The 19,839-nt window shown below is 64.5% G+C and carries 18 protein-coding genes; 6 read left to right on the top strand and 12 right to left on the bottom strand.

Translation table 11 applies throughout. The features are described from left to right. Window positions 1-82 precede the first annotated feature (82 nt). A complete protein-coding gene (locus E4P09_RS16035; RefSeq protein ID WP_137390608.1) occupies window positions 83-1,261 on the top strand; it encodes a hypothetical protein in 1,179 nt (392 codons plus the stop codon). A gap of 11 nt (window positions 1,262-1,272) precedes the next feature. On the opposite strand, the gene E4P09_RS16040 is transcribed toward E4P09_RS16035, so the two are convergent. The 10 genes from E4P09_RS16040 to E4P09_RS16085 form a co-directional block, all read right to left on the bottom strand. Continuing rightward, entirely contained in the window at window positions 1,273-1,965 is a 693-nt protein-coding gene (locus E4P09_RS16040; RefSeq protein WP_137390609.1) for a glutathione S-transferase N-terminal domain-containing protein, read from the bottom strand. Between the two features lie 4 nt (window positions 1,966-1,969). Then, window positions 1,970-2,155 carry a DUF1737 domain-containing protein gene (locus E4P09_RS16045; RefSeq protein ID WP_137390610.1) on the bottom strand — a complete coding sequence of 62 codons (186 nt, stop codon included), beginning with the start codon at window positions 2,153-2,155 and terminating at the stop codon, window positions 1,970-1,972. Window positions 2,156-2,182: 27 nt separating this feature from the next. Then, the gene (locus E4P09_RS16050) at window positions 2,183-2,632 is read right to left on the bottom strand and encodes a DNA polymerase III subunit chi (RefSeq protein WP_137390611.1); all 450 of its coding nucleotides are present in this window, start codon (window positions 2,630-2,632) and stop codon (window positions 2,183-2,185) included. Between the two features lie 14 nt (window positions 2,633-2,646). Next, entirely contained in the window at window positions 2,647-4,146 is a 1,500-nt protein-coding gene (locus E4P09_RS16055; protein ID WP_137390612.1) for a leucyl aminopeptidase, read from the bottom strand. Window positions 4,147-4,220: 74 nt separating this feature from the next. Then, window positions 4,221-5,639 carry an FAD-binding oxidoreductase gene (locus tag E4P09_RS16060; RefSeq protein ID WP_137390613.1) on the bottom strand — a complete coding sequence of 473 codons (1,419 nt, stop codon included), beginning with the start codon at window positions 5,637-5,639 and terminating at the stop codon, window positions 4,221-4,223. Then, window positions 5,636-6,880 carry a Zn-dependent hydrolase gene (locus E4P09_RS16065; RefSeq protein WP_137390614.1) on the bottom strand — a complete coding sequence of 415 codons (1,245 nt, stop codon included), beginning with the start codon at window positions 6,878-6,880 and terminating at the stop codon, window positions 5,636-5,638. Before E4P09_RS16065 ends, E4P09_RS16060 begins: the two co-directional genes overlap by 4 nt. Then, window positions 6,877-7,680: an ABC transporter permease gene (locus E4P09_RS16070; RefSeq protein WP_137390615.1), complete on the bottom strand. Its 804-nt coding sequence runs from the start codon at window positions 7,678-7,680 to the stop codon at window positions 6,877-6,879. The genes E4P09_RS16065 and E4P09_RS16070 overlap by 4 nt, the downstream gene beginning before the upstream one ends. 2 nt (window positions 7,681-7,682) lie before the next feature. Continuing rightward, window positions 7,683-8,513 (bottom strand): ABC transporter permease, encoded by an 831-nt coding sequence (locus tag E4P09_RS16075; RefSeq protein WP_239025230.1) that lies wholly within the window; start codon window positions 8,511-8,513, stop codon window positions 7,683-7,685. 136 nt (window positions 8,514-8,649) lie between these two features. After that, window positions 8,650-9,762 carry an ABC transporter substrate-binding protein gene (locus tag E4P09_RS16080; RefSeq protein ID WP_137390617.1) on the bottom strand — a complete coding sequence of 371 codons (1,113 nt, stop codon included), beginning with the start codon at window positions 9,760-9,762 and terminating at the stop codon, window positions 8,650-8,652. A gap of 69 nt (window positions 9,763-9,831) precedes the next feature. Then, window positions 9,832-10,926 (bottom strand): ABC transporter ATP-binding protein, encoded by a 1,095-nt coding sequence (locus E4P09_RS16085; RefSeq protein WP_137390618.1) that lies wholly within the window; start codon window positions 10,924-10,926, stop codon window positions 9,832-9,834. A gap of 430 nt (window positions 10,927-11,356) precedes the next feature. Here E4P09_RS16085 and E4P09_RS16090 point away from each other — a divergent pair, with 430 nt between their 5' ends. The 5 genes from E4P09_RS16090 to E4P09_RS16110 all read left to right on the top strand — a co-directional run bounded on the left by E4P09_RS16090 (window position 11,357) and on the right by E4P09_RS16110 (window position 17,921). Next, on the top strand, window positions 11,357-13,792 hold the full coding sequence (locus E4P09_RS16090) for an LPS-assembly protein LptD (protein WP_137390619.1): 2,436 nt from the start codon (window positions 11,357-11,359) through the stop codon (window positions 13,790-13,792). Between the two features lie 54 nt (window positions 13,793-13,846). Then, a complete protein-coding gene (locus E4P09_RS16095) occupies window positions 13,847-14,845 on the top strand; it encodes a SurA N-terminal domain-containing protein (protein ID WP_170984464.1) in 999 nt (332 codons plus the stop codon). Further along, window positions 14,842-15,933, top strand: coding sequence for a 4-hydroxythreonine-4-phosphate dehydrogenase PdxA (gene pdxA, locus E4P09_RS16100; RefSeq protein ID WP_137390621.1), 1,092 nt, complete (start codon window positions 14,842-14,844; stop codon window positions 15,931-15,933). The genes E4P09_RS16095 and pdxA overlap by 4 nt, the downstream gene beginning before the upstream one ends. Further along, window positions 15,930-16,793 (top strand): 16S rRNA (adenine(1518)-N(6)/adenine(1519)-N(6))-dimethyltransferase RsmA, encoded by an 864-nt coding sequence (gene rsmA, locus E4P09_RS16105; RefSeq protein WP_137390622.1) that lies wholly within the window; start codon window positions 15,930-15,932, stop codon window positions 16,791-16,793. The genes pdxA and rsmA overlap by 4 nt, the downstream gene beginning before the upstream one ends. Window positions 16,794-16,859: 66 nt before the next feature. Beyond that, the gene (locus E4P09_RS16110; RefSeq protein WP_170984465.1) at window positions 16,860-17,921 is read left to right on the top strand and encodes an alcohol dehydrogenase; all 1,062 of its coding nucleotides are present in this window, start codon (window positions 16,860-16,862) and stop codon (window positions 17,919-17,921) included. Window positions 17,922-17,942: 21 nt separating this feature from the next. On the opposite strand, the gene E4P09_RS16115 is transcribed toward E4P09_RS16110, so the two are convergent. After that, a complete protein-coding gene (locus tag E4P09_RS16115; RefSeq protein WP_137390624.1) occupies window positions 17,943-19,466 on the bottom strand; it encodes an AMP-binding protein in 1,524 nt (507 codons plus the stop codon). 35 nt (window positions 19,467-19,501) lie between these two features. Continuing rightward, on the bottom strand, window positions 19,502-19,834 hold the full coding sequence (locus E4P09_RS16120; protein WP_137390625.1) for a cupin domain-containing protein: 333 nt from the start codon (window positions 19,832-19,834) through the stop codon (window positions 19,502-19,504). Window positions 19,835-19,839: the final 5 nt, after the last annotated feature.

The raw sequence follows: 19,839 nt of genomic DNA on the forward strand, positions 1-19,839 counted from the left end.
GTTTACATCTCTCACCGATGGATAAAATCGGAATGTAATCCGTTGCGTCAGTTTTAATCATTAACTGAACACGGGTTGTCTCATGAACATTTATTCTGTGCCGCTTTCGGCAACATTGCTTATTTCTGCTTCTGCTCTTGCGCAGGCTCAAGATCTTCCTCCGGCCACGAATCTCGAGCAGATCGTCAGATATGAACCAGCCGCTGACTACACACAGATTGCAGAGTCCGACCCGGTTCAACCCACGCCGGCCGCTGATCTCGGCAAGGTCATTGCATATCCGAGCGAACCGAGCATCCTGCCGACGTCCAGCCTCTATCTGACGGTCGGCGGAGGATGGGCGCATCTTCGCGGCCCGGCGACCTACGGGGTAACCGAATACACGTGGGATCAATCTTTCGAAGCGGACCCTCATGTTACTTTCGTGCGGCAGCACAATTTTTCGCCGGAACAGCACGGGTGGTTCGGCAATATTGCTGCCGGTTACAAGCCCAATGACGGCAGCGGTCTTGCCGCCATCGAGCTCTATGGACGCATGATGGGCGCCGCGAACGAGCTACAACTGGATTCAAGGGCTGCCTATGCCGTTTGGTATAGCGAAGGCCCTCCGTCGAGCCAGGTGGTTGCCGAGGCAATAAACGGGGAGCCGTTCCTGAAGCAGGAGCGTCAGTTCATGGAGTTCGGTTTGAGGCTGAAAGGGACGTCACTGGCAGACAACCCTGATGCGGCCTTGAGCTTGGAGCCTTTCGGCGGGAATTTTAACGAGCAAACGAAAGCCCGGTTGAGGGGTGTTTCCGGCTTCGGGCAGGCTAGCGACCCTGGTCTACCGCGTTCGGCCCTGCGAACATCCGAGATCGATGGTTGGCTTGGCGGTGTCAACATCGCCATCGAATATAGGTTGCCGGTGGCCCAAGCTGCCTATCTGCAATTCCGGACAAGTGCCGGGGCATACGGCATCGCGGCCGACGGGCATTTCACCTGGCACTCGGTCCACGTTCACACCGGGAACACGGAGGAGTTTCGGTTTTCCAAGAAGGACGATCGCTCAGGCTTCGGCGCCCGGGTCGGCGGCGAGATGAAACTGGTGAAGGAGTTCTTCCCTGGATTGAGCGTCGCCGCGGTGGCTGGTCTCGACTATTGGAGCAGGTTGCCGACGGCGCGGCTCACGGAGGACTACTTCAAGCCGCCGGTCCGCACCGTTTGGGATGACTTCATCTTCGTCAATGCCGGGGTCGAGCTGACTTACGAATTCGGGCAGTGAGCCGATGACGATCAGGCGGCCCGGGCAGCCGGCATGGCCCGGGCTGAGCCGTCGAACAGGTCAAGGCAGCGCTCGAACCATTCGGTGAGCGGATCCTCAGGCGCGATGAGCTGGACCGGGCTGACGATACGTGCCCATTGCAGCGTGCCCGCCAGGATATAGTCGGCATAGTCCGGCGCTTCGCCCCCCAGCCATGGCCGCTGCTCCAGGGCATAGTGGAACGGGGCCAGAAGCTTGGGCAGCGCGGCGACCTTGGCGTCGGCATCGTTCGCAGCCTGCTCCAATGGACCGACCCGCTTCTCCCGGGTCTCGCGGAAATAGGCTTTGTCCTTCTCTTTGATGCGGCCATAGATGTCGAAGACCAGCAGCGGCACCATGGCGGGTGTCAGCATCTGGTTTGTCCAGGCCTCGATGAACTTATAGGCCGCCTTCTCGCGGCCGTCTGGGCCGAACAGAGGCCTCTCGGGATAGGTGCGATCGAGATGGTCGGCAATCGTCCAGCTGTCGGACAGGATCACCCCGTCGTCGTCGATGATCGGCACTGTGCGGTGCGGGGCGCCGACCGCGCGCGGGATCTCGGTAAAAGCGAGGCCGCGGGTCTCATATGAGAGACCCTTGTGGGCCAGCGCGAAGCGCACCCGCCAGCAATAGGGGCTGAAGCGCTCGTCCTTGGCACCTGCCAGCTCATAAAGCACGATGGTCATGGGATCAGTCTCCGACACTGGGCGTGTGTGGCAGCACCACGGCTTGCGCGCAGATCACCCGCTCGCCGTTGAAGGTGACCGAAGGCGAGCCATAAAGAATGTAACCCTCGTCGAGGGCCTTGCTCACCTTCTCACAGAAGGATCGATCATCGGGTCCGGTGAGCAGCCGGTATGCAAGCTTTTCTGTCATGTGGCCCTCATGAAGGTCTCGCGCAGGTTATGCCTTACGTTCCCAGCGGCCCTGCTCGTTCTGCTGCCAATAGGTCACCTCGTGGCCGGCCGCCTTCATCGCCTTCCACTGCGCGCGAGCATGCGCCAGCGCCTCAGGGTCGCGGCCATCGAACAGATGCACCACCCGGACATAGGCGCTCACATCCGCCGCCGCCGCTCCGTCGACGAGAAAGCGCACGGCCGCACCGTTCGGACAATCCTCGCCGTCGGTGAGCCAGATCGGCTGCTGCGCCGCAAAGCCGTCGCGCGCGCTGCCATGGGGCAGGAAGCTGCCCTCCGCATAGGTCCAGAGCTGAGTGTTGAGCGCCTCCACTCGCTCCGGACTGCCGGCCTGCACCACCGCCCGCCAGCCCCGCTCCAACGTCTTCGAGAGCAGCACCGGCAGCATCTGCTCCAGGCTCTGCCGCTCCAGATGATAGAACAAGACCTCGGTCATGCTGCCTGTGCGCGCTAGGTCTCATAATGATCGGCGATCAGCCGGTTGAGCAGCTGCACGCCCCAGCCGGAGCCGAAATGTTGGCTTAACGCCGTCTTGTTTGCGTCCATGCCAGTGCCGGCGATGTCGAGATGGGCCCAAGGCACGCCGTTGACGAAACGCTGCAGGAACTGCGCCGCGGTGATCGAGCCGGCATTGCGGCCGCCCACATTCTTCATGTCGGCCACATCGCTGTCGATGAGCTTGTCATATTCGGGCCCGAGCGGCAGACGCCAGACCTTCTCGCCGGTTTCTACACCCGCAGCGGTGATGTGTGCCGCCAGCTCGTCATTATTCGAGAACAGCCCCGCATGCTCCTTGCCGAGGGCGATCAGGATGGCGCCCGTCAAGGTGGCGAGATCGATCATGAAGCGGGGTTTGAACCGCTCCTGAGTGTACCAGAGCGCGTCCGCCAGGACCAGGCGGCCTTCGGCGTCGGTGTTCTGCACTTCGATGGTCTGGCCGGACATGGAGGTCAGAATGTCGCCCGGGCGATAGGCGCTGCCATCGGGCATGTTCTCAACCAGCCCGATGACGCCAACCACGTTGGCGCGTGCTTTGCGGGCGGCGAGCGCGTGCATCAGCCCGACCACGCAGGCGGACCCCGCCATGTCGCCCTTCATGTCCTGCATGCCGGCGCCGGGCTTGATCGAGATGCCGCCGGTATCGAACACGACGCCCTTGCCGATAATGGCGATGGGCGGTGCATCCTTGCGGCCGCCCTGCCAGGTCATGACCACCAGCCGGCTCTCGCGGCTCGACCCTTGCCCCACCGCGAGCAGCGCCCCCATGCCGAGCGCCGTCATTTCCTTCTCGCCGAGCACCTCGACCTTGACCCCGAGCCTGGTGAGCTCCTCGGCCCGCTTGGCGTAGGACGCGGGATAGAGCACGTTCGGCGGCTCGTTCACCAGGTCGCGGGCGAGATGCACGCCCTCCGCCACCGCCAGCAGCGGCGCTGCCGCGGCCTTTGCCGCATCCGCGTCGGCGGACATGATGGTAAGGTTGCGCAGCGGCTTCTTGTTGCCGTTCTCGTCGTCCTTCTTCTTGGTCTTGTACTTGTCGAAGGTATAGTCCCGGAGCTTCACGCCAGCCGCGATCGCGGCGGCGGCATCCGCGGTCGCGACCTTCGCCCCCTCGCCCAGCTCGACAACGACCGCCACGTCCTTGGACTTGCCCGAACTCACGGCACCGGCAATGGCGCCGCCCACCAGTTCGAGATCCCGGGACTTGAGCTCAGCCAGCTTGCCCAGCCCCGCCACCAGAACGCGGTCGAGTTCGAGCCCGGCCGGTGCGAGGATGTCCAGCAGCTTCTCGCGCTTTCCGGTGAAGCCCGACGCCTTCATCGCTCGCGCGATCGCGCCGCCGCTCGCCTCGTCCAGCGATGCGCCGAAGCCTGAAAGACCGGCTCCTTCTCCGGCCAGAATGACAAGCGTGCCCGTCTTGGGCCGTTGAGGCTTGGCGAATTTGATCTTCATCCCGGAATGGTCCTGTTGGGGAGGTCGGTGATCTCTTCACGTGTATCGCCTTAGTCCGCGAGATTCAACGCAGGTCAGCCCAAGACCTTGCCGGGGTTGAGGATGCCCTTGGGGTCGAGCGCCGCCTTGAGCCGCCGCATCAGGGCGATCTCCTCGGGCTTGCGCGAAAAGCCGAGCCACGCCCGCTTGGTGAGGCCGATGCCGTGTTCGGCGGAAATGGCGCCGCCCATCTGGCTGACGAGGCCATAGACGACCGCCTCGGCCTTGGGCTTGATGCGCGCATCCGGCAGGCCGATGCCGATGTGGAGATTGCCGTCGCCCATATGCCCGAAGATGTGCAGAGCGTGGTGCTCGGGCACCTCCCGCTTCAGGGCCGCGGCAAGCGCCTCCCCGAAGGCCTCCATCGCATCGACACCGAGGGAGACGTCGAAATCCGCGAGCACGGGACAAAGGCGAATCTCCGCCTCGAAGTCCTCGCGGATGCGCCAGAAATCCAGGCGCTCGCGCCCGGACTGGGCGATCGCTGCATCGACCGCCGCATGCGGACCTTCGAGCGCTTCCGCGATCAGCCGTTCAAACCGTTCCTGGTCGGCGGTCACATCGAACCCTTCCGCCTCGCACAGCACGTAATAAGGCAATCCGCGCTGGACGGGCGCGCGCATCCCGCCCTCGCCGGTATTGAGATCATAGAAGCTGCCCCACAGCACCTCGAACGAGGACAGAGTGCCGGCCAGTCCACGGGAGAGGCGGCGCAGCAGGTGCGGAATGCCGGCGAAGGCACTGAAGGCGAGGAACGCCGTGCTCACGCTCGTGGGGTGCGGTACCAGCTTTAGGCTCGCGCGGGTAATGATGCCGAGGGTGCCCTCGGACCCGATGAACAGCTGCTTCAGGTCGTAGCCGGTATTGTCCTTCGCATAGGGAACGAGGTGCTCGATCACAGTGCCGTCGGCGAGCACCACTTCGAGGCCGAGGACCTGAGCGCGCGCCGAGCCATAGCGCAGCACCTGAATGCCGCCGGCATTCATGGCCAGGGTGCCGCCGATGGTGGCGCTGCCGCGCGCGCCGAAATCGACGCCGAAGCGGAGGTCTTCCGCCTGGGCTGCTTCCTGCACGCGCTGCACGATGGCGCCCGCTTCCACCATTATCGAGGCCGACGCCACGTCGACCGGGCCGATATGGTTCATGCGTTCGAGCGACAGCAGGATTTCGCCGAGGCCCGCCTTGGTGCCGCGCACGAGATTGGTGCGACCGCCCTCGGCAATCACCACCTGTCCTGCCGCATGGCACAGTTCCATGACGGCGGAGACTTCGGCGGTCGAGCCTGGCCGTACCAGGGCTGCCGCGGCAGTATCCTCAAGGCACCAGGCATCGACGGCCCGGCCAGAGAGCTGAGGCCCCGATAGCACGTTGGTCGGACCGACGATCGCGGCGATCCGCGCCAGCAGGTCGGCCCTGGCGCCGCTCCCGGGCGGCCCGGCCAGTTCGCTCGTCATTGGTCCGCGACGCCCGCCTGGTCCAGCAGCGCGTGCAGCAGCACGTCGGCGCCTGCCTTGCAGGCTTCCGGCGATGAATATTCCGCCTCGTTGTGGCTGATGCCGTCGCGCGAGGGTACGAAGATCATCGCTGTGGGCGTCACCCGCGCCACATAGACCGCGTCGTGTCCGGCGCCGGAGACCATGTCGCGCGTGGCATAGCCGCAGGCCTCGGCCGCGCGCCTGATCGAGTTTACGCAACCCTCGTCGAAGGCGACGGGCGGCGACTTCCAGATGCGCTCGACCTTGACGTCGACCTTGTGCTGCGCCCCCGCCTCGGCCGCGATATCCCGCATCGCCTGCTCCATGCTGTCGAGCATCTCGTCCTGCGGATGCCGCAGGTCGACGGTGAACGTGACCATCCCCGGCACCGTATTGCGCGAGCCCGGCGCAACCTTGAGGTCACCCACCGTGAACCGCATCCATTCCCCGTGGTCGGCTGCCGCCGCATAGCAGCCCGCCAGTATCGTATAGAGGCCGCGCACCGGGTCGCGCCGGCGGTCCATGGGGGTTGGTCCCGCATGCACCTCATCGCCGGTGATCACCACGTCGAACCAGCGGATACCCTGCACCGAAGTGACGACACCGACCGGCAGATCCTGTTCTTCCAGGATGGGCCCCTGCTCGATATGCACCTCGAAGCTGGCCTTCCAGTCGCGGCCGCCGACGGGCAGGCTGCCCTTGTAGCCGATGCGCTCCAGCTCGCCGCCGAGGGTCGCGCCCCTTTTGTCGGTGAAGCCATAGGCGTTTTCCAGCGGGAACACGCCGGCATAGACACCGGACGACACCATGGCCGGAGCGAAGCGGGCGCCCTCCTCATTGGTCCAATTGACGATCTCGATGGGATACTCGGTCTCGATGCCGGCATCGTTCATGGTCTCGATGGCTTCGAGCGCCGCCAACACGCCGAGAGCGCCGTCGAACTTGCCGCCGGTCGGCTGGCTGTCGAGATGGGAGCCGGCCATCACGGCGGGGCCCGGGCGCCGTCCCTTGCGGCGGGCGAACATGTTGCCCATGGCGTCGACCTCGACGGTCAGGCCGGCCTGCCGGCACCACGCGGCAAAGAGGTCGCGCGCCTGCTTGTCCTCGTCCGATAAGGTCAGGCGGCACACGCCGCCTTTCGGCGTCGCCCCGATTTCGGCCATTTCCATGAGCCGGCTCCACAGCCGCTCCCCGTTCACCCTCAGATTCCGCCTGGTCATGTCTGTCCTCCACCCGCCCGGCCTTGGCGCGCTTGCACAATCATACGGATGACGATCGCCGTCACGGTGATCGCGATCAAAAAAACCGAAACCGCGGCGATGACCGGGTCGATATTGTCGCGCAGGCCGGACCAGATGCGCCGCGGCAGCGTGATGATCTCGAAGCTGGTGACGAACAAAGTGACGGCGATCTCCTCCCACGACAGAATGAAGGACAGGAACGCGGCCGAGGCTATGCCCAGCTTGATGTTCGGCAGAAGCACGAGGAAGGTGGTCTGCCAGATGGAGGCGCCGAGATTGCGGGCGGCAAGCTCGATGCGCCGGTCGACCTGGGTGAGCGCCACCAGGATGGTGACCACCGCATAGGGCACGGCGACCACCACATGGGCGATCACGACCCCCGGTACCGTATCGTAGAGATCGATGCTGGTTGCGAAGAAATAGAGCACCAGGGCGGAGATGATCGGCGGCACCGCCATGGGCAACAGCACGAAGCCGACGAGCACGGGCGTCAGGCCGGGCCGGCGGTACCAGATGCCGAGACTGAACAGGGTCGCCAGGATGGTGGAGACGATGGCGCAGGCCACGGCGATTGTGAAGCTGGTGCCGATGCTGCCGAGCCATTCCGGGCTTGTCGCCAACGCCTGGTAGTGGCGCAGCGACCAGTCGCCTTCCGGCATAGACAGGAACCGTCTGCCCGTGAAGGAAACCGGCACCACGGCTGCCAAGGGCAACAGCAGAAACAGCATCGCCAGATAGGCAAAGGTGGCGCTGGTTCTGCCGGGAGACTGCCCTTGCATGGTCAGCGCACCAGACGCTCGACGCGGATCACCTTCAACAGCACCCACATCATGATGGACACGAAGATCAGGAGCACCACCGACAAAGCCGCGCCCAGGCCCCAGTTCGCGGTCTGCGACATCTGCAGGAATACGTATTCCGCGATCATCACCACACGGCCGCCGCCCAGGATGGCGGGCGTGATGAAGAATCCCAGGGCGAAGATGAAGACGATGAAGAAGGCGCCGACCACGCCGGGCATGGACAGGGGCAGGAACACCTCGAAGAACCGGCGTATGGGCCCGGCGCCCAGCCCGCGTGCTGCCGCCATCACACGGGGATCGATCTGCCGCATCACCGCGACCAGCGGGAAGATGGCGAAAGGCACCATGAAATGCACCATCCCGATGACCACGCCCACTTCATTGCGCACCAGGGCCAGCGGCTCGCCAATCAGACCCGCGCTCATGAGCCATTCGTTCATCAGCCCGCGCGGACGCAGGATGATCAGCCAGCCAAAGGCCCGGATCAGAACCGAGATCCAGAACGGGATGAGCACGCAGATCTCGATGATGCGCTGTCGCCAGGGCGGGCCGAACACCCAGTGATAGGCGATGAGATAGGCCAGCATCACGGAGATGACCGTGACCACCAGGCAGATGCGCAAGCTGCGCAGCAGGATGCCGTGAATGGCGGGGTCGGTGAAAATCTGGGTGTAGTTGCCGAAGCCGGGCGTTGGACTGGTGAAGCTCCAGCGGAAGATGCCGAGCAAAGGCAGGAGATAGGCCGCCACCAGCAAGAGCGGCAGCGGTGCGATGAACACGCACCATTCGATGATCCGTCGCTTACTCACGCCTGCCATTTTTCTTGGAACCATTCGGTCTCGGTCCCGCCGGGCTGAGAGGATGGAGCCGTGAAGGGCTCAAGCGAAGGAGCGGGGGCGGTGTCATACCGCCCCTGCCCTCACGAGGACGCGAGCACAGGCCGCGTCAGGTCGAGATCAGGGTCAGGAACTTGTCCAGCGTGGCGGAATAGTGGTCCACATACCACGTCTGATCGAGCTGGTGCTGCACCTTGACGAATTCCGGCTGGGTGCAGTCGAAGCGCTTCAGCTCTTCGGGAACGAGCGGCGCCGCCTTCGGGTTGGCCGGGCTGTTGCCGAGCAGCTCGAGCAGCTTGATCTGGCGCTGCGGATCCTGCGCGCTGGCGATGAAGGCATTGGCGGCCTCGGGACCTGCCGGGTTCTTGGCCATGATCGCCCAGCACGATGGGCCGAGGAAGCCTTCGTTGAAGCTGTAGGTGATGTCCCCGTCCGTATCCTGGTCGATGAGCTTCGCCCGGGTGTTCCACAACAGCCCCATGGACGCCTCGCCGTCGAGCATGAGCTGCTGGCTCTCCGCGCCCGAGCCCCAGAAGGAGACGATATTCGGCATGAAGGCTTTGATCTTGGCGAAGGCGCGGTCGACGTCCAGCGGATAGAGCTTGTCCGGCGCGACGCCATCGGCCAGCAGGGCAGCCTCAAGATTGCCCACCATCCACTTATACATGGTGCGCTTGCCGGGGAACTTCTCCACATCGAAGAAGTCCGCCCATGTCTTCGGCGGATTGTCGCCATACTTCTTCTTGTCATAGACCAGCACATAGCTGAGGTAATAGGCGGCTACCGCGTAATCGTTCCAGCCGCCCTCGAGGATGTTCTCCTTCTTCACGGTATTGAAGTCGATCTTCTGGAGAAATCCTTTGCGGCCCAGGGTCTCGGCCGAGAAAATGTCAGCATCGACCACGTCCCACGAGACCTTGCCGCTTTCCACCTGCGCCTGGATCGCGCCTTCCGTCGGGCCGGCCCCGTCGATCTTCACGTTATAGCCGGATTCGGCGGCGAAAGGCTTGGCGAAGGCTTCGTCGAAAGCCTTGATGGCATCGCCGCCCCAGTTCACCAGCACGAACTGCTTCTCCTGCGCGGTGAGCGCGCCGGACCGCAGGGCGAGCGGGAGCGCGCCAATCATGGCCAAGCCCTTGAGGAAGTCGCGGCGGCCGATCTCGCCGCGCTCGAGGCGCAGCTTGAGGATCTCGAAGCAGTCTTTCTGGAAGTTTCCGTTCATATCTGCATCTCCCCTGGGACATCGGTCCCTTGTCTTGGTCTTGTGGTCGGTTCACATCCGCCGGCTGGCTCACGCTTGCTGCGGCAGGATCATCCCCTTTTCTGGGGGCCAGGTGAGCCAAACCTGCTCTCCCTGGCCGTAGCTCTCGCGCGACCAGAGTTCGGCCGGCACGGTCAGCGACAGCTGCCGCACCGCTGGTGCCTCGGCAGATTCGAGCGTGAGCGCCACGGTTGCCCCGTGGTATGCGATCCCGGTCACCCTGGCCTCGACCGCATTGGCTCCCTCAGCCAGGCCATCCTTCGACCTGGCGAGCATGACGTGCTCGGGCCGTACGCCAAGGACGACGTCGCCTCCCGAAATCGCGCCGGGCGCCTTCAGCACGCGCGTGCCGAAGCCACCCGACACCATCCCAGCCGACGTTGACGGCGACGTCAAGGGGAACAGATTGATCTGGCCTAGAAACTCGGCCACGAACAGCGAACCGGGGCGGGTATAGACCTCCTCCGGCGCGCCGATCTGCTGCAGCCGGCCGTGGTTGAAGATGGCAATGCGGCTCGACATGGCGAGCGCCTCGGACTGGTCGTGCGTCACGAAAACGAAGGTGGTGCGCACCTCGCGATGGATTCGCTGCAGCTCGACCTGCAGCTGCTCGCGCAAGTTCTTGTCGAGCGCCGACAAGGGCTCGTCCAGCAGCAGGAGGTCGGGCGAGAACACCAGGGCACGAGCCAGCGCCACCCGTTGCTGCTGTCCGCCGGAAAGCTGAGCGGGGCGCTTGTGGGCATGAGCGCTGAGGCCGACGATCTCCAGAGCCTTCGCCACCTTTGCTTTCTGCTCGGCTGCAGGCACCTTGCGAACCCGTAAGGGAAAGGCGACGTTGCGCTCGACGGTCATGTGCGGAAACAATGCATAGCCCTGGAAGACCATGCCGAAATTGCGGTCCTCCGCCGGCCGTGCCGTCACGTCGGTGGCACCTTGCATGAGCTTGCCGGAGCTGGGCGCCTCGAAGCCGGCCAGGATGTTGAGGAACGTGGTCTTGCCCGACCCGGAGGGCCCGAGTAGCGTCAAGAACTCGCCTTTCTCGATTCCGATATTGATGTGAGCCAGCGCCGTGAACTGCCCGAAGCGCTTCGTGATGTCGATTGCCTGGACCTGGACATCCGCCATCGCCTGTACCCTGCCTTGCCCTCTCTCGCTCTTCACAACGGATTGAAACCGCGGCGCAGGCTAGCCCGGAGCGAACGGCGTCACAACGGAAATTCGGCCTTGGCCGCATGCATCTATCCACAATTCAGCCGTCCATTCCGGTAACGCTTTGTTGTGGTCCGCCTGCAAAGCTCGGCTTTTCGCGCGGAGCGCTCTGTCCCCTTGATGTGTGGCGGTTTTTTCTGGTCTTTGCCCTGAATGACGAGCTACAAAGGTGTGGGTCCGGCGCTCCATCAAGGATGGTGATGGGATAAATATCTTTTGAAATAGGACACTTATTTACCTGTTCTCAAGTTCGATCTGATGTGGGCGTCCAGCGGAGGCGCCGAACGGGGTGGCGTTGCCGGGTGAGTGAGTACGTGAGGGGGATGGACAACCGTGGGGAAAGGCCTTGATCCGTCGCGCCGAGGATAGGCTCGGGAGCGTGCGCCGGCTGCCGGTATGGCGCCGTGGCCTTTGCCTGTCCTGCGGCCTCGCCGCGCTGACAGCCATGTCTTCCATTGGTCATGCCCAGGTCGTCGGCGAGTCCTCGGTTCTCTCCAGTGATGCCACGGATGTGTCCCTCAATGGCCAGGTCGTCGGCGAGCCTCCGATCCTGTCCAACGACGTCACCGATGTGCGCAACCTGTTCGGGCGCGAGAATCAGATTTTCCTTGGCACAATGTCGCGCCGCGTGGGCCGCCCGGTGCGCCCCCAACTGCATGCGCTGCCCGAGGGCACGCCGGTGGAAGTGTTTCCGGACCGTATCCTCTATGACAGCAGAACGGGCATCGCGACCGCCCTGGGCAATGTGCGCCTGGTTTACGGCCCCTATGTGCTGAACGCTTCACGCGTCGTCTACGACCCCCGCCGCGACCGGCTGGAGGCCAATGGCAACGTGGTGTTCCGCGAGCCCGGCGGGAACGTGCTGATCGCCGACACGATCGAGCTGCGCAACCGGCTCCGCGAGGGCTTTGCCCGCTATCTCAAGCTCCTGTTAACCAACAACGCAACAATCACGGCGGAATATGCCACCCGCCGCGAAGGCAACATCACCATCTACGAGCGCACCACCTACACCGCGTGCCAGACCTGTGTGATGCGCGACGGCAAGCCGGTGTGGCAGATCAAGGCGGCCGAATCGATCCACGACCAGGAAGAGCGGACGATTACCCACAAGGGCGCGTCCTTCGAGCTGTTCGGCTTCGAGATCGGACCCCTGCCCTTCGACATCTCCATGGCCGACCCGACGCTCGACCGCAAGTCGGGGTTCCTCACGCCGCGGTTCGTTTCGTCGTCCGACGTCGGCATCGGCATCGAGATTCCCTATTATTGGGCGCTGGCGCCGAATTACGACGTCACCTTCCTGCCGGTTCTCACCACCAAGCAGGGGCCACTCGCCCGCGCCCAGTGGCGCCACCGGCTGGCCAATGGCGAGTATTATATCGATGGCGCCGGCATCTATCAGCTGGACACCGACATACCCTCCCCCGGCGACCGCCATTTCCGTGGCTTCATCCGCTCGGCCGGGCGCTTTCAGCTGAACCGCAACTGGCACTGGGGCTGGGATGGCACCGCCGTCAGCGACCAGACCTTCATGCGGCGCTACGACATCGACAACCGGACGGACCTCATCAGCCAGATCTACATAGAGGGGCTGGACGACCGCAACTTCTTCCGGGCCACCACCTACAACTTCCAGGGGCTGCTCAAGACCGACAAGAAGCGGTTCACGCCCTATCTCGTGCCGCAGATCCTGCACGACTACACGTTTGATCGACCGGTATTCGGCGGTCAGCTCAGCCTCGACAACAATTTCTACAGCCTGCACCGGAAGGATCCGACCATCCCGTTCCCGACGGTGGACCAGGCGGAGGACGCCACCCGCCTGGTGAGCGAGCTGGAATGGAAGCGGCGGATGGTCTCCAATTTCGGTCTGGTGACCACCCCCTTCGCAACGATGCGCGCCGATGTCTTCCGGGTGCGCGACTTACCGAGCCCCGCGGTACCGTCCGGCCTGATCAAGGACGACACCACCGCGCGCCTGTTGCCGACCGCGGGATTGGATCTGCGCATGCCCTTCGTGCGGACGGACCGCTGGGTTCAGCACGTGTTCACGCCCATCGCGCAGATCATCACCGCGCCGAACGAGACGGACGTGGACGAGATTTCCAACGAAGATGCCATCACGCTCAATCTCGACCAGACCAACATCTTCCTGAGCGACCGCTTCACCGGCTATGACCGGTTCGAGGGTGGCACCCGCGCCAATGTCGGCTTCACCTATTCGCTGCTGTTCCCCACTGGCGGCTTTGTGAAGGCGACGCTCGGCCAGAGCTTTCATCTCGCCGGCCGCAACAGTTTTCAGCATGGCTCGGGGCTCGAAGGCTCGTCCTCCGACGTGATCGCCGCCCTGCAGGTTCAGCCCAACCAGTATCTCACCGGTACCTATCTGGCACGGTTCGACGACGAGAGCATGGAACTGAACGCGCAGGAGATCGGTATCGCCGCAACCATCGATCGCCTCACTGCCGCCGTAAACTATTCCGATGTTGCCGCAGCCCCTATCTATGGCCGGCCGGACGATGTGGAGCAGATCTGGACGGCAGGATCGCTGAGGCTGTGGGAAAACTGGCGCATTTTCGGCGGTTTCCGCTATGATCTTGCCGTGGACCGGCAGATTCGCAACGTCATCGGCATCGGGTGGGATTGCGATTGCATGTCGGTGAGCCTCGCTTATGCGGAAGACTTCACCCGCGACCGCGATGTCGATCAGGAGCGATCGATCATCTTGTCGGTATCGTTCCGCACCCTGGGGGCGGCGAGAGCGAGCTTTGGGGTTGACTAGGGCCGTCCCCGAATTGCAGGCGAAGGCCAGTCTGGATCAGTAATGAAGAGTGGTATGCACGATCGCATTTTCAGCACCCGGGTGATTGCCCGAGCCCTCCGGGCTGCCGCGGCGATTCTGATGGTTCTGTTCAGCCTCGCCCTGCTGTCCGTTGACGGATACGCGCAGCAGGCGGTGGTGGTGACGGTGAATGATCGCCCGATCACCAACTATGATATCGAGCAGCGGATGCGCATGAACGAGATCATCGGCTTCCAGTCGAAGGCGTCCGGGCAGACCGCGCGCCGGGAGGTTCTGGAAGAGCTGATCGACGAAGTGCTGAAGGTGCAGGAGGCCAAGCGCCTCAAGGTCAATGTTAGCCCGCAGGACGTGGAAGAGACGCTCAAGGGCATGGCGAGCCGCGCGGGGTCATCGGTCGACGCGTGGGCCGCTCAGCTCAAGAAGCACCGCATCGATCTCAGCACCCTGAAGCGGCGGATCGAGGCCAATCTGGCCTGGAACCGGCTCATCGCAGCCCGTTACAACATCAACACCAATATCGAATCCGCCCTGGTCGAGCAGCGGCTGAAGGCAATCAGGTCGGACCCGGCCCGCAAGCCGCGCACCATCTATCTCCTGCAGGAGATCCGGATGCCCATCGACGCCATGGGTGGTGCAGGTGAGGAGCAGCTGCTCTATGCCCGTTTCCTTGAGGCCCAGCAGGTGGTCCAGCGATACAAGGGGTGCGACAGCGTGCGGGAAGCGACGCGCGGCGTGTTCAACGTCCAGGTCCGCCCCACCGTGCCGGTGCCGCCTGAGAGTCTGCCGCCCCAGCTCAAGGAAGCGTTGGACAAAGTGGGCGTGAACAAGATCCTCGGCCCGAGCCGCGCGAAGGAAGGCATCCAGCTGATCGGCTTCTGCGGAAAGCAGACGGTCGCGCCGCCCGAGGTCACCCGCGAGCAGGTCGAGAACATGCTGCTCAGCGAGCGCGTCGGCCTCTACACCGAGCGGTATATTCGCGAGCTGAGGCGGACCGCCTTCATCGACTACAAGGACCCAGCCTATAGTCAATGAACGCGAGCACGGACGAGACGGCAAGCGCAATCAGGTCCCTACGCCCTTCCGTTCTGGCACTGACCATCGGCGAGCCGGCTGGCATTGGTCCGGACATTGCCCTCATGGCGTGGCAGCGGCGCGTGCTCGGCCGTTTCGCACCATTCGTCCTGTTGGGCCAGAGCGCCATTCTTGCCGATCGCGCTGCGGCGCTGGGCATCGACGTGCCGCTGCAGGAGGTGGCAAACCCGGGCGATGCTGCCGAGATTTTCGCGGAAGCGCTGCCCGTGCTGCCGGTGGGGACGGAGGTCGGCGTCATTCCCGGCCAGCCCGCGGCCAGTGCGGCCGACTTGGTCATCGCGGCCATCCGTCAGGCGGTGGACCTGACGCTTGCCGGCGAGACCGCCGCGGTGGTGACCAACCCGATCGCCAAACATGTGCTCTATGAAGCGGGTTTCGCCCATCCCGGACACACGGAGTTTCTGGAGGCGCTTGCCCGCGAGCATGGCTATGAGGCGCGCAGCGTGATGATGCTCACGGCGGGCAGCCTGCGCACGGTTCCGCTGACCATTCACATTCCGCTGAGGGACGTGCCGCAGCGCCTGTCGCAGAGCCTGATCGTCGAACAGGCGCGGATCGTCGCCCGGGATCTCCAGCGCTGGTTCGGGCTCGAGCATCCGCGCATCGCGGTCTGCGGGCTCAATCCCCATGCGGGCGAGCACGGCACCATCGGGTCGGAAGAGATGGAAACCATCGCACCGGCTGTCGAAGCGCTGCGTAGCGAGGGGCTGGACGTGAAGGGTCCGCTTTCCGCCGACACCCTGTTTCACGAGGAGGCGCGGGCGGGATATGACGTGGTGCTCGGCATGTATCACGATCAGGCGCTGATCCCGGTGAAGATGCTGGGCTTCCATGAAGGCGTGAACTGCACGTTCGGCCTGCCTTTCATCCGCACGTCGCCCGACCATGGCACCGCCTTCTCCTTGGCCGGCAGCGGCCGGGCCAATCCGGCGAGCCTGATTGCGGCGCTGTCGCTGGCCACGCAGATGGCAAGCCAGGATGCTCGGCCCGATGCGGCGGGTCACGACAAGAGCTCTGCAACCGCGTGACCCTCGCCGGCGCAACTTCGCTCGACCGGTTGCCGCCTTTGCGCGAGGTGATCGCCCGCTATGGGCTTGCGGCACGCAAGAGCCTCGGACAGAACTTCCTGCTCGACCTCAACCTGACACGGCGGATCGCCCGGGCGGCGGGCCCGCTTCCCGGGCATGTGATCATCGAGGTGGGCCCCGGCCCTGGCGGGCTTACCCGCGCGCTGCTGCTGGAGGGGGCGGACGAGGTGATCGCGATCGAGCGGGACGAGCGCTGCCTGCCCGCCCTCGAAGAGATCGCATCCGCGGCCGGCGGCCGGCTCGTCATCGTTCACGGCGATGCGCTGGCGGTCGACTTGACCGCTTATCTAGCGGGCCGGCCCGCCAAGATCGTGGCCAACCTGCCCTATAATGTGGCAACACCCCTGCTGGTGGGCTGGCTGCAGGCGGACCCGTGGCCGCCCTGGTATTCATCCATGACTCTGATGTTCCAGCGCGAGGTGGCCGAGCGGATCGTGGCCCGGCCTGCCACCAAGGCTTACGGCCGCCTGGCGGTGCTGGCCCAGTGGCGCACGGAGCCGCGCATCCTGTTCGACATCTCGCCGCGCGCTTTCACGCCGCCGCCCAAGGTCACCTCCAGCGTGGTGCAGTTTACGCCGCGGGCTCGGCCCGATCCCTGTGATGTGCATCTGCTGGAGCAAGTGGTGGCCGCAGCCTTCGGCCAACGCCGGAAGATGCTGCGGTCGAGCCTTCAGGCGCTTTCGCTCGACCCCCTGCCCCTGCTCGCGGCGGTCGGGATCGAGCCGACACGCCGGGCGGAGCAGCTTTCGGTCGCGCAGTTCTGCGCCTTGGCGCGGACCCTCACCGACGATCGGGCATGACTGCATTTGGGGCTTCGCCGCGGCGGGCTGGCCGTATAGGAATAGGCGGAAACCATGGAGGACCCTATGAAGCGGCAGTCGCTCGTCGCCTATGGCGAACCGTTGCAATCAACCGAGATCGAAACCCCCGAGCCGACCGGAACCGAGGTGCTGGTGCGGGTCACCCATTGTGGCGTCTGTCACAGCGACCTGCACCTGCACGAGGGTTATTTCGACCTGGGCGACGGCAAGCAGCTGGATGTACGGGCAACGCGCAGCCTGCCCTTCACCTTCGGGCACGAAATTGCCGGCGAGGTGGTGGCGCTTGGCCCCGAGGCCGGGCCGGAGGCGGCGACCGGCGTCGAGATCGGCTCGCGCTATGCGGTCTATCCGTGGATCGGCTGCGGCAATTGCAGCCGCTGCCACCGTGGCGACGAGCATTTGTGCGAGGTGCAGCGGCATATCGGCATCTATGTGGATGGCGGCTATGCCACCCATGTGATGGTGCCGCACCCGCGCTACCTCATCGACATCACCGGCATCGATCCGATGCTGGCGGGCAGCTACATGTGCTCGGGCCTCACCACCTATTCGGCGCTAAAAAAGACGGGCGCCTATCTCAATGACGGGCCCCTGCTCATCCTCGGCATGGGCGGGCTCGGCATGATGGGCCTGCAATTCGCCCGCGCCATGACGGACCAGCCCATCGTGGCTGCGGATATCTCGCCGCAGAAGCGGCAGGCGGCGCTCGACCTCGGGGCGACGATGGCGGTCGACCCCACCGACAAGGAAGCGCGCAAGGCCATTTTCGCGCAAGTGGGCAAGATCTCGGCGGTGACCGATTATGTGGGCACGCCCGAGACCATCAATTTCGCCCAGAGCGTGGTGACGCGCGGCTCGGTGATCGTGGTGGCCGGGCTGATGGGCGGGCGGTTCTCCATGTCATCGGCCATGTTCGGCATCAAGGCCATGAGCCTGATGGGCACCTATGCGGGCTCGCTGACCGAGGCGCGGGACATGATTGAGATGGTCCGCAACGGCCGCATCGCCAAGATCCCGGTAGACCCGCGGCCGCTTGCGGCAGCCAATCAGGCTCTGGAGGACCTGCGCGACGGCCGCGTCACCGGACGCGTGGTGCTCACCCCTTGACCGGACCCACGCAGCGCCAGCCTATTGCGCCGCCGTGGAGAGCACCCGGCGGTCCTGCTCGCGCAGCTCGGTCTTGAGGATCTTGCCGTAGTTGTTCTTCGGCAGCGCGTCCACGAACACATAGTGCTTGGGCCGCTTGAACCGCGCCATGTGCGCGATGCAGAACGCATCGAGCGCCTCTGGCGCGGCGTCCCCCACCACATAGGCCACCACGACCTCGCCCCATTCCGTGTCCGGCCGGCCGATGACGGATACCTCGCGCACGGCCGGATGTCGGAGCAGCACCTCCTCCACCTCGCGCGGATAGATATTGGTGCCGCCGGAGATGATCAGGTCCTTGGAGCGGTCCTTGAGCGTGAGATAGCCGTCCGCGTCGTAAGAGCCCATATCGCCGGTCATCAGCCAGCCGTCACGGATCGTTTTGGCGGTCGCTTCCGGGTTGTCCCAGTAGCCGGCCATGACGATCGCCCCGCGGCAGGCGATCTCGCCGGTCTCGCCCACCACGCAAGGGCGCCCGTCCCCGTCGACTGTGCGCACCTCCAGGCAGGCGAAGGGCACGCCCACCGAGGCCAGGCGCTCGAGCCAGCGCGGATGCGCGCTGTCAGCGATCACCTGCTTCGACAAGGTGGTGATGGTCATCGGGCATTCGCCCTGGCCGAAGATCTGGGCAAGGCGCGGACCGAACCGCTCGAAGGCGGCTTTGGCATCGGCCACATACATCGGCCCGCCACCATAGGTTATGGTGCGCAGCGCGGCCGCATCGCAATCGGCCTTGTGCGCCACCAGGCGCTTCACCATGGTGGGGGCGGCGAACATCGACATGCGCCGCCAGTGCTGCGCCAGGGCGAAGATCTCGTCCGGCTCGAACGCGCCGCTTTCCGGCACCACATTCACCCCGCCGCGCATGACATGGGGCAGGATATACATGCCCGAGCCATGGCTCATGGGCGCTGCATGGAGAATGGTATCGCCCGGCGCGGTCGGATCCACCTCCGCAAGATAGGAATGGGCCATGATCGAAAGATTGCCATGGGTCAGCATCGCGCCCTTCGGCCGCCCGGTGGTACCGGAGGTGTAGAACAGCCAGGCGAGGTCATTATCGCGGCGGTAGATGGTGCTGATCGGCTCGGCACTGAGCAGCTTCGCGTAATCGGCGCCGCCGATCGTCACCAGCCGCTCGATGCCCGCCGGCGCGTAAGGCGCTACCGTGTCGCGTAAGCCATCGGACACGAAAGCCGAGCGGGCGCCTGACTGTTCCAGGATATAGCCGAATTCGCTGCCATGAAGCTTGGCATTGCAAGGAACCGCGACGAGCCCGGCCGCCCAGATGCCATAGAGGATTTCGACATATTCCGGACAGTTCTTGGCGACCACCGCCACCCGGTCGCCCTCGGCGAAGCCGCAGTCCTTCCGCAGCGCTCCGGCGATCCCTGCTGCGCGCCCGGCCAACTCGCCATAGGTGAAATGCGCCCGCGTGCCGAAGCCGACTGCGGTGCGGTTCGGATCGGCCCGGCCCATGCGTTCAAGCCACAGCGCGATATTCATGAGCGTTCCCTCGTCCTGATCTTCTGTCCGGAAGATCAAGTATATTCCGGGCGCTTCGGCGTAAAGACATCGAGGTTCAACACCGGCTCGTCGCCGATCACCTCGCCCCAATGGGTCACATTCGGCGGAACGACCAGGAGGCAGCCCGGCCCCATCACATGCGCCTTCTCGCCCACGAAGAACTTGATGCGGCCCTGCAGGATATAAGCGATCTGCTCGTTGGGATGGCTGTGCGGCTTCGGCTCGTGCCCCGGCATCAGCTTGTGCAGGGTCACCGTTGCGCCCTCCCCGTGGAACACCTTGCGCTCCACCCCATCGCGAACCGGCGTCCAGGGAATGGCATTCCAGTCGATCGTGTGGAGATCCATGGGAC

Origin of the sequence: Rhodoligotrophos defluvii, from assembly GCF_005281615.1 — a bacterium.
Lineage (GTDB): Bacteria > Pseudomonadota > Alphaproteobacteria > Rhizobiales > Im1 > Rhodoligotrophos > Rhodoligotrophos defluvii.